The sequence below is a fragment of the Rugamonas aquatica genome, from assembly GCF_009380215.1.
Taxonomy (GTDB): domain Bacteria; phylum Pseudomonadota; class Gammaproteobacteria; order Burkholderiales; family Burkholderiaceae_D; genus Rugamonas; species Rugamonas aquatica_B.
The window spans coordinates 198,103-211,358 of record NZ_WHUG01000003.1 but is presented as its reverse complement, the minus strand read 5'-3'; the positions used below and the strand labels follow the sequence as shown (position 1 = coordinate 211,358).

Here is a 13,256-nt window from a genome sequence, read left to right as displayed (position 1 = left end):
GTCCGACCCGCAATTTTATTGATGTAGATCAAAATTCCCCGGATTGGGGTAGCTAAGGAAAATCATGGAACTTCAACAAGCTGTCGGCATCTTTGACGCCGGCATCGGCAGTTATGCCATCGTCGAGCGCGTGCGCGCGGCCTTCCCCGCGCAGGACATCGTGTATTTCGCCGACCGCGCCAGTTTCCCCTATGGCGCCAAGACGCCGCAGCAGTTGCTGGAGTCGGTGCAACGTGCTACCGCCTTCCTGCAGGCGCAGGGTTGCGTGGCGGTGGTGCTGGCGTCCAACGCGCCCAGCGTGGTGGTGCTGGAGCCGCTGCGGGCGGCGGCTGCGGTGCCGGTGATCGGCATCTTCCCGCCGGTGGCGGAGGCGGTGCGGCGTTCGGCCAGCGGCAAGGTGGCGGTGCTGGGCGTGCGCTCGATGGTGGGCAGCGCGGCCATGCAGGCCTATGCCGACGCCCATCGCGGCGAGGGCGAGGTGCTGCTGGTGAATGCCTCGGCGCTGGTGGACCTTGTGGAAAACTTCGCCTTTGTCCACAGGCCGCAGCAAACCCAGGACGCGGTCAGCGGCTTCATCGCCGAGCTGCGCGCCGCCCATCCGCAGGTCGATGTGATGACGATGTCGTCCACCCACCTGCCGTGGCTCAAGCCCTTCTTCGAGACGGCGGCGCCGGATGTGCAGTTCCTCGATCCTGCCGACGGCGTGTTGCAGGAGCTGGCGCCGCATACCTCGGCCGGCGGCGGCCGCACGCGCTGCGTGGCCACCGCCAGCGCCGAACTGAGTCTGGACGACTTCAACACGGCGCTGCGCGCGCTGGGCACGCCGCTGCAGGCCGAGCTGGTCGAGCTGGCTGCGGACTAGGCGCCGGCGCTGAGCGGCCGCAGCGTGCCGACCGCGTAGCCCTGGGCGTAGTCCAGGCCCAGTTCGCGCACCACGGCCAGCGTCGGCTCGTCCTCGACGTATTCGGCCACGGTGCTGAGCCCCATCACGTGGCCGACCTCGTTGATGGCCTTGACCATGGCGCGGTTGATGGCGTTGGTGGCGATGTCGCGGATGAACACGCCGTCGATCTTGAGGAAGTCCACCGGCAGCGCCCGCAGGTAGGCGAACGACGACAGGCCGCTGCCGAAATCGTCCAGCGAAAAGCGGCAGCCCAGCGCCTTCAGCCCGGCCATGAAGTCCTGCGCCTTGACCAGGTTGGCGATCACCGCCGTCTCGGTGATTTCAAAGCAGATCTGCGACGGCGCGATGCCGTGTTCGGAGAACTGCTGGACGATGTAGTCGTGCAAGCCCTCGTCGCCCAGCGAGGTGCCGGACAGGTTGACCGAGTACTGCGCCGGATGCGCGCCCAGGCTTTGCACGTGGCGGCAGACGGCGCGTATCACCCAGCGGTCGATGGCCGTCATCATGTCGTAGCGCTCGGCGGCGGGGATGAAGGCGCCGGGCAGGATCAGGTCGCCCTGGGCCGGCTGGATGCGGATCAGCACTTCGTCGTGCGCCTCCTCGTCCTGCTGGCCGAGGCGCACGATGGGCTGGGCGTACAGCCGGAAATACTGGTGCTCGAAGGCTTCGTTCAGGCGCGACACCCACTGCATCTCGCCCTGCCGCCGCGCCAGCCGCAGGTCCGATTCCTGGTACAGGTGCACGCGGTTGCGGCCGCGTTCCTTGGCCAGGTAGCAGGCCTGGTCGGCGGCCATCAGCAGCTCGGTCATCGATTTGCTGTGGTGGTTGACCTCAACCAGGCCGATGCTCACGCCCAGCTCGAAGGTGTGGTCGTCCCACACGAAGCGGAAGTTCTTGACCGACTGCCGCAGCATGTCGGCGATCAGCAGCGCCTGGTCCGGCGGGCAGTGCGGCAGCAGCACGCCCAGCTCGTCGCCGCCGAGGCGGGCCAGGATGTCGCTGTCGCGCATCTGCGTTTGCAGCATCTTGGACAGCAGTTGCAGCAGCAGGTCGCCGGCGCTGTGGCCGCAGGTGTCGTTGACGATCTTGAACTGGTCCAGGTCCATGTACAGCAGCGCGTGCACGTGGCCGTCTTCCTTGGCGCTGTGCAGCGCGTCGGCGATCTGCACTTCGAATTCGCGCCGGTTGATGAGGCCGGTGAGCGTGTCGTGGCTGGCGTTCCACGACAGCTGCTTGGTCAGCTTGCGTTCGTGGCTGACATCGCGGAACACCACCACCGCGCCCAGCAGCTCGCCGTCGTCGGACCAGATCGGCGCGGCCGACTCCTCGACCGCCACGTGGCGGCCGTCGCGCGTGACCATCTGGTTTTGCGACGACATGCCGATCGCCTGCCGCAGCCGCAGGCATTGCAGCGCCACGTGTTCCGGGATCGCCTCGCCGGCGTCGTCGACCAGCTTCAGCGTGCTGGCGATGTGCAGCCCGTGCGCTTCCTCGTGGGTCCAGCCGGTGAGCTGTTCGGCGATGTAGTTCAGGTAGTCGGTTTCGCCGCGGGCGTTGGTGGTGATGACGCCCTCGCCGATCGAACGCAGCGTGACGGCGGCCAGTTCGCGCTGGCGGGCGGTGGTTTGCTCGCTGGTCTTGCGTTCGGTGATGTCCCAGACCACGCCCAGCGTGCCGAGCGGTTGGGCGGGCTCGTCGCCATTGCAAAATACCAGGGCCTTGGCGGCCAGCCAGTGCCGGCTGTGGTCGGGCCAGACCACGCGGTACTCGACTTCATAGCTGCCGCGGTTGTCGACCGCGGTCTGCATGGTGTCGAGCAGCTGGTCGCGGTCTTCCGGGCAAACGTATTGAAGAAAAATGGAAAACGGTTGCTTCAGGTCGCCGAAGGGCAGGCCCAGCAAGGTAGCCCCGGCGCCAAACCATTTGACCGTGCTCTCGACGACACGGCCGTTTCTCAGTTCCGAATCCCAGATCGTCATGCGCGCGGCGTCCAGCGCCATGCGCAAATGTCGCTGCAGGTGCTCCATGCTGTTACCTCCCACGCCATTGGAGCGCGAAGGAGGCCGGGAGTTCCCTGAATTTTGTGCGAAAGCTAGCCGGCTTCGCCGTTACCGGCGTGGTCCTTGCCCTTGATGGCGGCGATGTCGCGCACATTTTTCTGCACTGCCACGGCGGCAAACAGGCTGAGCACGAAAGCCATCGCGTAAAAGCCTTTTTCGCTGGGCGCCAGGTTGGCGTTGAACAGGCCCACGCCCAGCAGGCCGACCGCCAGCAGCACCGATACCCAGCACAGGCTGAAATACAGGCCGCTGACCGGGATGGCCTCGCTGCGGTCGCGCACCGATTTCTGCAGCGAGACGGCGGCGAACAGGCCGTACATCAGCAGGGTGAAGTAATAGCCTTTTTCATTCAGCTGCATGCCGGCGTTCCACAGGCCGATCAGGTAGGTCAGCGCGCCGGCGATCAGGGCGACCCAGGAGGCGGCGATGAAGGCGCCGGTTGGGCCTTGTTGGGCAGGAAGGGCCATCGGTATTCCTTTCAGAAAAGGTGGCGGAGCGCCACCCGCAGAATGATAGCAAAAATAACAGCTTTATTTTTTGACTAGACGCAACAGTTTTCCTCCCAGCATGACCACGGCCAGCGCCAGCGCGCCGGCGACCACGCCTGCCACCGCGTCCAGCGCGGCCGGCGTGGCCCAGGCCAGCAGCGGGCCCAGCACCGGCACCGTGGCGACCGCCTCGACCGCGTGGTGGACCAGCTCGTGCGTGCCGGGCAGGCCGTGCATCAGGATGCCGCCGCCGACCATGAACATGGCGGCCGTGCCGACCACCGACAGCAGCTTCATCAGCTTGGGTGCGGCCGCCAGCAGCACCCGGCCCAGCGCGCGCACGGCGCTGCCGCCGCGCTGGCTCAGGTAGAGCCCGGCATCGTCCATCTTGACGATGCCGGCCACGATGCCGTACACGCCCACCGTCATCACCAGCGCGATGCCGACCACCACCGTCACCTGTTGCAGGAAGGGCGCGCCGGCCACCGTGCCGAGGGCGATGACGATGATCTCGGCCGACAGGATGAAGTCGGTGCGGATGGCGCCCTTGATCTTGTCCTTTTCCAGCGCCACCAGGTCGACGTCGGGATCGCTGACGGCGTCGGCCAGCTCGCCCAGGTGCTGGTCGGCTTCCTCGCGGTGCAGCAGGGTGTGGGTGATTTTCTCGAAGCCTTCGAAGCACAGGTAGAGGCCGCCGGCCATCAGCAGCGGCGTGATGGCCCAAGGTGCGAAGGCGCTGATCGCCAGCGCCGCCGGCACCAGGATGGCTTTGTTCTTCAGCGAGCCGAGCGCCACCGCCCACACCACCGGCAGCTCGCGCTCGGCGCGCACGCCGGCCACTTGCTGGGCGTTCAGGGCCAGATCGTCGCCCAGCACGCCGGCGGTTTTTTTGGCCGCCATCTTGCTCATCAGGGCGACGTCGTCGAGGATGGTGGCGATGTCATCGATCAGCGCCAGCAGGCTGGTGCCGGCCATCAGTGCTGCTCCGAGGGGAAGTGTGGCTGGGTCATGAGGGTTCCTTAGTTGATAGGCAATATTAACCGATGACGCGCCGGGCGGCGAGACGCAAGCACCGCTACAATGTACTTTGCCCCGCAGCACGGTGCTGCGGCTGACCGCACGGGATAACTATGAGCTTCGCCACCTGGATCACCTTTTTCATCGCCGCCTGCATCATCGCCGTTTCGCCCGGCTCGGGCGCGGTGCTGTCGATGTCGCACGGCCTGTCGTACGGCGTGCGCCGCACCAGCGCCACCATCTTCGGCCTGCAGACCGGCTTGATGCTGATTTTCTGCATCGCCGGCGCGGGCGTCGGCTCGCTGCTGCTGGCGTCGGAGGTGGCGTTCAACATCGTCAAGACGGTGGGCGCGCTGTACCTGATCTACCTTGGCCTGAGCCAGTGGCGCGCCAAGGTTAGCGTCGGCGCCAGCCAGGACCGGGCGGAGTTGGTGGTGCCGACCGCCCGCAAACGCTTCCTGACCGGCTTCCTGACCAACGCCACCAATCCCAAGGGCATCATCTTCATGGTGGCGGTGCTGCCGCAGTTCATCACCCAGGGCTCGCCGCTGCTGCCGCAATTGCTGATCCTGGCCGCCACCATGTGCTGCATCGACCTGGTGGTGATGCACAGCTACGCCTTCCTGGCGTCGTCGATGCAGCGCTATTTCCGCGACGCCAGCGCCGTCAAGAAGCAGAACCGGGTGTTCGGCGGCCTGCTGATGGCGGTCGGCGCGGCGCTGTTCTTCGTCAAGCGGGGCGGCGCCAGTGCCTGAAAGATAGCGGATTTGTAACAGGGCGTTACCCCGGTAGGCGTATCCGCCGCCACGGCGTTACATTGGGAATACAACAAGGAGACGTCGCCATGGGCCGCAAGTTTATTCATTTCATCATGTTGGCCGCGCTGGTCGGCGTCAGCGCCTATGCGCTGGCCGACCCGCCCGCCATGGTGGGCCGCATTTCGGCGGTGCAGGGCCAGGTCACGCTGGTCGGCGACGACGAGCCGGTGGCCGCCTCGCTGAACTGGCCGGTCACCGGCGCCAGCCACCTGACCACGGCCAGCGGCGCCCGCACCGAATTCCGCGTCGGCTCGACGGCGGTACGGCTCGACGGCGATTCCGACCTGGAAATCACCGACATGGATGACGACCTGCTGCGGCTGCGCCTGAATTACGGCAGCATCAGCATCCGCGTGCGCAGCCCCGAGCTGCTGCGCGACTTCGAATTGAGCACGCCGCAGGCGCGCATCACCTTGCTGGAACCGGGCCTGCTGCGGGTGGATGTCGAGCGCGTGGCCGACACCAGCCAGGTCAGCGTGCTGGCCGGCAGCGCGCGGGTGGACGGCGCGGGCTCGTCGCTGACGGTCGGCCCCGGCCGCCATGTCGATGTCGGCAGCGCCGATGTCAACACCAGCGTGGCCCGGCGCGACGGCTTCGATATCTGGTCCGACGAGCGCGACCGCGCCGCCGAGGTGGTGGTGAGCACGCGTTTTGTTTCCAGCGGCATCACCGGCTATGAAGAACTGGACCGCAACGGCAGCTGGACCGACAACGTCGAGTACGGCGCGCTGTGGACGCCGCGCAATGTCGCGGTCGACTGGGCGCCCTATCGCGACGGCCGCTGGATCTGGCTGGCGCCGTGGGGTTGGACCTGGGTCGACAATGCGCCGTGGGGTTATGCGCCTTCGCATTACGGCCGCTGGGTGGTGGTCAACCGCCGCTGGTGCTGGGCGCCGGGGCGGCCTGCCGGGCGTCCGGTGTGGGCGCCGGCGCTGGTGGGCTGGGTCGGCGGCGATGGTTTCTCGCGCGATCACCGGCCGGGGCTGGGCTGGTTCCCGCTGTCGCCGCGCGAGCGTTATGTGCCGACTTACCGGGTGTCGTCCGAGCAGGAACGGCGCCTGATCTGGACCCACAACGGCAAGCCGTTCGAGCCGCGCACTTTGCCGCCTGGCCAGGTCGATCATCGCCGCGACGGCTTGACCGTGCTGCCGCGTGACCAGTTCGAAGGCCGCCACCGCAGCGTGCAGGTGCCGCGTGGTCCGCAAGTGATACCGGCGCCCGGCGTGGCGGCGACCGCCGCGACGGTGGCGCCGCCGCAGCCGGCTATCGCCCGCGCGCTGGACACCAACCGCCGCGGCTGGCAAGACCGCGACCATGATGGCCGCCCGGACCGCACTGACCGCCCGGGCCGGGTGCTGACCGCGCCGTCGGTGCCGCAGCCGGTGACGACGCCGCAGCAGCCGGGCCGTCCGCAGATATCGACGCTGGCGCCGGGCCAGTTCGGCCGTCCCGACGCGCCGCCGCAGACCATCCAGCCGGGCGATGTACGCATCGACCTGCGGCCGCATGGCCGTCCGGGCCAGCCACTGAACCAGCTGCCGAACCAGCCGGTGATGCCGGCGCCGCATATCCAGCAAGCCAATCCGGTGATCTCGGTGACGCCGAACATCCAGCAGCCGAATCCGCCGATCACGGCGGCGCCGGTGGCGGCTCCGGCCGTGCCGACGCCATTCCCGGCGGGGCGCGACCGCAATGACCGCGAGCGTTACGAGCGCGACAGCCGCGACCGCGACGACGGCCGCCGCCAGTATCGTCAGCAGGAGGAGCGGCGCCAGATTCAGCAACCGCAGCAGGCGCAGCAACCGCAGCAGGCGCAGCAACCGCAGCCGGTGCAACAACCGCAGCCGGTGCAACAACCGCGTCCGCAGCCGGTCCAGCCGCAGCCACCCCGCGCAGTGGTCGCGCCGCAGGCTCAGCCGCAACCGCAACCGCAACCGAACCGCGACAGCGGCCACGACAAGCAACAGGAGCGCCGCAAGGAAGAAGCCCGCGACCGTGGCGACAACCACAACCAGAATCGCAATTAGCAGCTCACCTCTTTTGCCCTAACTATTTTCCAGATTTCCGATCAGAGAATAGTTTTAGCCAGCCTCCGGGCTGGTTTTTTTTTGCCCGGCGGCTCAGCCCTGCTCCGCCTTCAGGCGCAGCCGCGCCCGCCATTCGCCCAGCGCCGACAGCGCGCCCTGGAACTCGCGTTCGATCAGGTCGGCCTCGGCCGCCGTCACCTTGCCGTCCAGCAGCGCGGTCGATACCGCCTCCGCCACCGCACCCACCTGGCTCATCACCTTGCACACGGTTTGCGACAGGTCGTCGTCGCCGATGTTGTCCGGCGTCGGCACCACGAAGGCGGCCATGCCGTGTCGCACCAGCAGCGCGTGCAGCGGCAGGTGGGCGTCGGCCACGCCGGCCCGGTGGCACAGGTCGACCACCGCCGAGACTTCCTCGAACGACGGGTAATGCGAAGCGATGGTCGGCGCCAGCTTGTTGCGCAGGACGTTGACCGAGATGCCCATCGCCTGCGCCAGCGCGTCGATGCCGCCGGGGTAGCTGCGCGCCACTTTGTAGAGGGCGTCGTGTTGATTCATGTCCAGGTATTTGCGTGTCATGGTGAAGCGAGCCTTTTATTACCGATGCAGTCGCCGACGCGCGGCGCTATGCTGATTTTCATTCAACTTCTTTGCGAAACGACATCATGAAGTTCTTTCATTCTGCCCTGTTATTGAGTTTGTGCCTTGCGCTGGGGAACACTGCCTACGCCGACGCCCGCACGTCTTCGCATTCTGGCACATCGTCGTCGTACAAAAGTGGATTTTCTTCACAAAAGAACAACGCCAGGAGCCAGCCGACGGCGCCGCCGGCCGGCCGCCAGAGCGGTCCCGGCGCTTTCGGCAAGGCGCCCGGCTCGCCGGCCTCGGCCACGCCGCGCAACACCTCGGCCGCCTCGCGCGACCTCGACCAGAGCGCCGCCCAGGCCAATGCGATGAGGACGCTGGATGCGCGCCGCAACGCCGCCGCCGTGCCGCCGCCACCGCCGCTCAACGATACGCCGGCGCGGCAGCAGCCGGCCCCGGCATACCAGGCGCCGGGGTATCAAGCGCCGCCGGTGTACCAGCAGGCACCGGTCATCGTGCAGCAGCCGAGCAATGGCCTGATGCACGGCGTGCTGGGCTTCATGCTGGGACGAGCGATGAGCCAGAGCCATCAGCCGGTGTCCTACCCGACCACGACCGCGCCGGCGACCGGAACCACGACCGCAAGCACCAGCGGCGAAGCGCAGGCCGGCATGATTAACGGTATGCCGGGACTGGGCGCTCCGGTCCCGGCCGCCCCACCGGCGCCATCCTTCCTGGCCAGCGTGGCGCGCTGGATGGTCTGGCTGGGCGTGCTGGGCGCGATGGGCTGGGCGGTGGTGTACACGGTGCGCAAGCTGCGCCGTCTGCGGGCGGGCAACGCAACAAATTATTCATTTGAAAGGAATTGAGATGGGCTGGTCGGACGCATACAACTACCTGCGCAATGGCGCTGCCAAGCTGGGCGGAGCCGAGGCGCCGCGCACGGACCGCGATTTGCCGCTCGGTGCGCGCATCGGCAGCGTGATGCAGTTGCAGCAGTCGCCGCTGCTGCGCGCCGCCGGCGACGGTTCGCTGATCGCGCTGCCGGACGAGGGCGACCCGTGCATCGTGGCGGTGTCGCAAATCCGCTTGCAGCAGAGCGGCGGCCTGTACCGCTACTACCTGGACACCGGCGAGCGCGACACGAAGGAGCGGTTTTTGCAGGTGTACCAGAACGCCCAGGGCCAGGTGGCCGAGCTGATGTACTGCACCCAACTGGCCCGAGTGATCCCGGAAACGGCGGAAGACCAGGAAGCCTACATGGGCCTGGCAGGCGCCGGCCTGGGCGACCGCAGCTACACGCTGTGGCGTGAGCAGCTGGGCGATGTGGGACTGGACGAGGCCGACCTGACACTGGTGTTCGGCGACCGCGACGGTGTCGACTACTGGCGCGACGCCGGCGATCCGCAAGCCGAGTTCGTCAAGCCGTTCTCGGGCACCGAGACCCGGCTGGACGACAGCAGCGGCCGCACCGGCCTGCGCCAGGAAATGTACTTCATGCCGTATGTGCGGGAATTGCGCGGCGGCGGCAAGGAATATCTGCTGATCACGACTGAAATCATCAACAGCGTGAACGGCGATGCATCAAAACGCGGGATCCATGTCGACTTCGTCATTGGCATCCCGGTTGAGCAGCAACGCATCGTTATCCAATGATGCGCAACTTGAAAAGGAAGACTGACATGAGCAACTTGAATGGCTGGGGTTTGACCGCGCGCTTGATTTCCAAACATTTTGGCGCGCTGGGCGACCGTGTTTCCGAAGCGATCGCCAATTTTGATCCGGAAACGGCCACCGAGGCCGACCGCGACCGTCTGGCCGACAGCCTGCGCCAGACCGCGCAGAAACTGGCCGCCGCCCGCAGCTCCTTCCAGAAAGAGGCGGACGACGTGGTCAAGCTGCGCCAGCTGATCGCCACCGACGAGCAGGCGGCCGGCACGCTGGGCGACCGCCTGGCCGCCGGCAAGATCTCGGAAGCGACCATCACCCTGTTCTGCGACGAGCTGGAAGCGAACAAGGCGCGCATGCCGCAGGAATTGCAGGAGGAAGCCGACGCCCGCCAGTACATGGACGAACTGCAAACCATCGTCGATGCGCTGTCCAAGCAGCTGGCCGATTTCGATTCGGCGGCCAAGAAGGCGATGCAGGCGCTGGCCTCGGCCCGCGCCCAGCAAGACCTGCAGAACCTGCGCGCCGAACGCCAGGCCCAGCTGGCCGGCCTGTCGGGCATGCGGGGCAACTCCAGCGCCTTGAACGCGCTGACCCGCCGCGCCCAGGCCATCAGCAACGAGGCGGCCGGCCTGAAGATCGTCACCGACATCGGCCAGCGTCCGTACGAGCAGGCGGCCGAACTGGAGGCGATCCGCAAGTCGGTCAGCCAGCCGGCCATCGCCAACGAATCGGCGCTGGCGCGCTTGCAGCGCCTGTCCGGCCAGCAGCCGGCGCAGCTGGCCGCGCCGGCGGAAACGGCCACCCTGGCGCTGGGCAAAGCATAAGCCTGCGCTGAATTGGCTACAATAGAGGCCGGTGGCGTCGCGTTGACGCCGCCGGTTTTCTTTTTTGATTGGAATGAATATGCAAGCGATCCCGCCGTCAGAGTCCCTCATCGAGTACCCGAGCGACTTCCCGATCAAGGTGATGGGCCCGACTCATATCGATTTCGCCCCGACCATCGTGCTGGTGGTGCAGAAGCACGACAAGGATTTTCATGAAGGCAAGATGGAAGTGCGGCCTTCGGCCAAGGGCAACTACACCGGCCTGACCGTGATCGTGCGCGCCATCAGCCGCGAGCAGCTCGACGCGCTGTATGCCGAACTGTCGGCCCACCCGATGGTCAAAATCGTCATGTAATAAAAGGACCGTCGTTCCCGCGCAGGCGGGAACCCATACGCCGCATGCCTGGTGGCGCGGCATGGATTCCCGCCTGCGCGGGAATGACGACGATCAGGCTTGCTGGCGCTGGAAGGCGGCAATCTCCTCCAGCAGCCAGTCGCGGAAGGCCTGCACCTGCGGCTTGCCGGCCGCTCCGGGCGGCGACACGAAGAAATACTCGTCCGGGCACGGCGTGGCGGTATCGAACAGCCGCAGCAGCTGCCCGGAGGCGATCTCCTGCATCGCCACCACATGGCGCACCAGCGCCACGCCGTTGCCGTCGGCGGCGCAACGTATCAGCATCGACAAATCCTCGAACATCAGGCCGCCGGACGGCTCGGCCATATCGACCCCGGCCGCGTGCAGCCACGGCGACCACGGCTCCACCGAGCGCAGCAGCGTGTGCCGGCGCAAGTCCTGCGGCGTGGCCGGTCGCTGTCCGCCACGGTAGTGGGGACTCACTACCGGATAATACACATCCCCCATCAAGCGCTGCACCACCAGCCCCGGATAGTTGCCGCGTCCGAAACGGATGCCGACATCGATGCCGTCGCGCGCCAGGTCTTGCAGCTGGCCGCTCGATTGCAGCACCACCTCGATATCGGGATAACGGTCGATAAACCGGCCCAGCCGGGGCGCCAGCCAGCGCGCGGCGAACGATGGAATCGATGAAATCGTCAGCCGCCGGTTGACGCTGGCGGCCCGCATGGCGTCCGCCGCGGCGGTGATGTCGGCGAAGGACTTGCCTAAAAACTGGGCAAATTTCAGCGCATCGCTAGTTATTTTCACCTGCCGGCCATTGCGCACGAACAGTTCCCGGCCCAATTCCTGCTCCAAAGCGCGCACCTGATGGCTGATCGCCCCGTGCGTCAGATGCAACTCTTCCGCCGCCCGAGAAAAGTTCTCGTGGCGGGCCGCCGCCTCGAAGGCGCGCAGTGCGGAAAAATTGGGCAGGCGTCGGCTGGCGCTCATCAGGTCGGCATGCTGTGGATAACTATGTGAATAAAATTAGCAAGAATCACGAAAATATAACGTTATACAGGCGCTACGGCAAGGCTTACCATGTGAATAAATCTACACCAAGGGGAGCCGCCATGCCATTCACGCTGTACGTCGATAGCCTTTTCACCAGCCCATACGCCCTGTCCGCCTTCGTGGCCCTGACCGAAAAACGCCTGCCGTTTGCCATGCAGACCGTGGATCTGGAGGCCGGCCAGCAAAAACTGGGCGCCTACCGCGACCGCGCGCTGACCGCCCGCGTGCCGGCCTTGGTGGAGGATGGCGGCGCCACCCCGTTCGTGCTGACTGAATCGACGGCGATTACCGAATATCTGGAAGAGAGCTTTCCGGCGCCGGAATACATCGCGCTGTATCCGAAGGACCGCCGCCAGCGCGCCCAGGCGCGGCAGGTGCAGGCCTGGCTGCGCAGCGATATGGTGCAGCTGCGCGTCGAACGGGATACGGAAACAGTGTTTTTTGGTAAAGCTTGCCAGCCGCTGAGCGAGGCCGGCCAGGCCGCCGCCGACAAGCTGCTGCACGCCGCCGGCAAGCTGGTGCGGGGCGCCAACCTGTTCGGCGAGTGGTCGCTCGCCGACGTCGACCTGACCGTGATGCTGAACCGGCTGATCCTCAACGGCGACGAGGTGCCGCAGAAGCTGAAGGACTACGCCGCCGGCCAATGGCAGCGGCCGTCGATCCAGCAATGGCTGGCGCGCCACCAGCCCGGCTAAGCCCGCCGCAGCCCCGATTGGCGGGCTGATTTATAATGTCGGCATGACGTTCCCTACCCTTAGCGAGCCGGCGCTGATACGCCACCTGGGCCGCGCCGACTACGACAGCACCTTCGCCGCGATGCGCGCCTTCACCGACGCGCGCACGCCGGACACCCGCGACGAACTGTGGATCGTCGAGCATCCGCCCGTCTTCACGCTGGGCCTGGGCGCCGACCGCGGCCACCTGCTGGCCGGCGCGTCCGCCATCCCGGTGGTGCAGACCGACCGCGGCGGCGAAGTCACCTACCACGGCCCCGGCCAGGTGGTGATCTACATGCTGATGGACCTGCGCCGCAACAAGCCGGGCGGCAAGCTGTATGCCCGGCAATTCGTCCATAAAATCGAGCAGGCGATCATCAACGTGTTAGGGGCGTATAATCTCGCCGGTGAGCGCGTTGAAGGGGCGCCCGGCATCTACATGGCCGGCGGGCCCAAGCAAGGCGCCAAGATCGCCGCGCTCGGCCTCAAAGTGCGCGGCAACGGTTGTACCTATCATGGGCTGTCGCTGAATGTGGCGATGGATCTGGCCCCGTTTTCCTGGATTAACCCCTGCGGCTATGCCGGACTGGAAACAGTCGACATGCGCACCGTCGGCGCGACCGCACAGTTGTCCGACGTGCAACAGCAGCTGGCCGAGGAGTTGATCCGCGTCCTGGCGCATGTTGCCGAACCAGCAGTACACGAATAACCAAACTTTGCCCGCGAGGGCACGCA

14 protein-coding genes are annotated in these 13,256 nt (G+C 66.5%); 9 read left to right on the top strand and 5 right to left on the bottom strand.

Annotation, left to right across the window (positions count from 1 at the left end):
* Positions 1–64 precede the first annotated feature (64 nt).
* Entirely contained in the window at positions 65–862 is a 798-nt protein-coding gene (locus tag GEV02_RS09000) for a glutamate racemase (RefSeq protein WP_152837701.1), read from the top strand.
* Here the strand turns inward: GEV02_RS09000 and GEV02_RS08995 are convergent.
* From GEV02_RS08995 to GEV02_RS08985, 3 genes are all read right to left on the bottom strand, one after another.
* Positions 859–2,931, bottom strand: coding sequence for an EAL domain-containing protein (locus GEV02_RS08995; RefSeq protein ID WP_152837700.1), 2,073 nt, complete (start codon positions 2,929–2,931; stop codon positions 859–861). The genes GEV02_RS09000 and GEV02_RS08995 overlap by 4 nt on opposite strands.
* 65 nt (positions 2,932–2,996) lie before the next feature.
* Positions 2,997–3,431: an inner membrane protein YiaA gene (yiaA, locus tag GEV02_RS08990; protein ID WP_152837699.1), complete on the bottom strand. Its 435-nt coding sequence runs from the start codon at positions 3,429–3,431 to the stop codon at positions 2,997–2,999.
* Positions 3,432–3,494: 63 nt separating this feature from the next.
* Positions 3,495–4,427, bottom strand: a complete 933-nt coding sequence (locus GEV02_RS08985) for a DUF808 domain-containing protein (RefSeq protein WP_152837698.1) — start codon at positions 4,425–4,427, stop codon at positions 3,495–3,497.
* Positions 4,428–4,582: 155 nt separating this feature from the next.
* On the opposite strand from GEV02_RS08985, the gene GEV02_RS08980 reads away from it, so the two are divergent.
* Both GEV02_RS08980 and GEV02_RS08975 read left to right on the top strand, forming a co-directional pair.
* On the top strand, positions 4,583–5,224 hold the full coding sequence (locus GEV02_RS08980) for a LysE family transporter (RefSeq protein WP_152837697.1): 642 nt from the start codon (positions 4,583–4,585) through the stop codon (positions 5,222–5,224).
* Between the two features lie 89 nt (positions 5,225–5,313).
* Positions 5,314–7,314: a DUF6600 domain-containing protein gene (locus GEV02_RS08975; RefSeq protein WP_152837696.1), complete on the top strand. Its 2,001-nt coding sequence runs from the start codon at positions 5,314–5,316 to the stop codon at positions 7,312–7,314.
* Positions 7,315–7,407: 93 nt separating this feature from the next.
* On the opposite strand, the gene GEV02_RS08970 is transcribed toward GEV02_RS08975, so the two are convergent.
* Positions 7,408–7,893 carry a phage regulatory CII family protein gene (locus GEV02_RS08970; RefSeq protein ID WP_152837695.1) on the bottom strand — a complete coding sequence of 162 codons (486 nt, stop codon included), beginning with the start codon at positions 7,891–7,893 and terminating at the stop codon, positions 7,408–7,410.
* Between the two features lie 86 nt (positions 7,894–7,979).
* On the opposite strand from GEV02_RS08970, the gene GEV02_RS08965 reads away from it, so the two are divergent.
* From GEV02_RS08965 to GEV02_RS08950, 4 genes are all read left to right on the top strand, one after another.
* The gene (locus GEV02_RS08965) at positions 7,980–8,768 is read left to right on the top strand and encodes a flagellar biosynthesis protein FlhF (protein WP_152837694.1); all 789 of its coding nucleotides are present in this window, start codon (positions 7,980–7,982) and stop codon (positions 8,766–8,768) included.
* 1 nt (position 8,769) lies between these two features.
* The gene (locus GEV02_RS08960) at positions 8,770–9,555 is read left to right on the top strand and encodes a DUF2491 family protein (protein ID WP_152837693.1); all 786 of its coding nucleotides are present in this window, start codon (positions 8,770–8,772) and stop codon (positions 9,553–9,555) included.
* A gap of 26 nt (positions 9,556–9,581) precedes the next feature.
* Entirely contained in the window at positions 9,582–10,394 is an 813-nt protein-coding gene (locus GEV02_RS08955) for a coiled-coil domain-containing protein (protein WP_070267979.1), read from the top strand.
* A gap of 79 nt (positions 10,395–10,473) precedes the next feature.
* A complete protein-coding gene (locus tag GEV02_RS08950; RefSeq protein ID WP_152808050.1) occupies positions 10,474–10,749 on the top strand; it encodes a DUF493 family protein in 276 nt (91 codons plus the stop codon).
* Positions 10,750–10,842: 93 nt separating this feature from the next.
* Here the strand turns inward: GEV02_RS08950 and gcvA are convergent, their stop codons facing one another.
* On the bottom strand, positions 10,843–11,742 hold the full coding sequence (gcvA, locus tag GEV02_RS08945) for a transcriptional regulator GcvA (RefSeq protein ID WP_152837692.1): 900 nt from the start codon (positions 11,740–11,742) through the stop codon (positions 10,843–10,845).
* Between the two features lie 122 nt (positions 11,743–11,864).
* Here gcvA and yfcF point away from each other — a divergent pair, with 122 nt between their 5' ends.
* Both yfcF and lipB read left to right on the top strand, forming a co-directional pair.
* A complete protein-coding gene (gene yfcF / locus GEV02_RS08940) occupies positions 11,865–12,500 on the top strand; it encodes a glutathione transferase (protein ID WP_152837691.1) in 636 nt (211 codons plus the stop codon).
* A gap of 43 nt (positions 12,501–12,543) precedes the next feature.
* Positions 12,544–13,230, top strand: a complete 687-nt coding sequence (gene lipB, locus GEV02_RS08935; protein WP_152837690.1) for a lipoyl(octanoyl) transferase LipB — start codon at positions 12,544–12,546, stop codon at positions 13,228–13,230.
* The last annotated feature ends 26 nt before the right edge of the window (positions 13,231–13,256 follow it).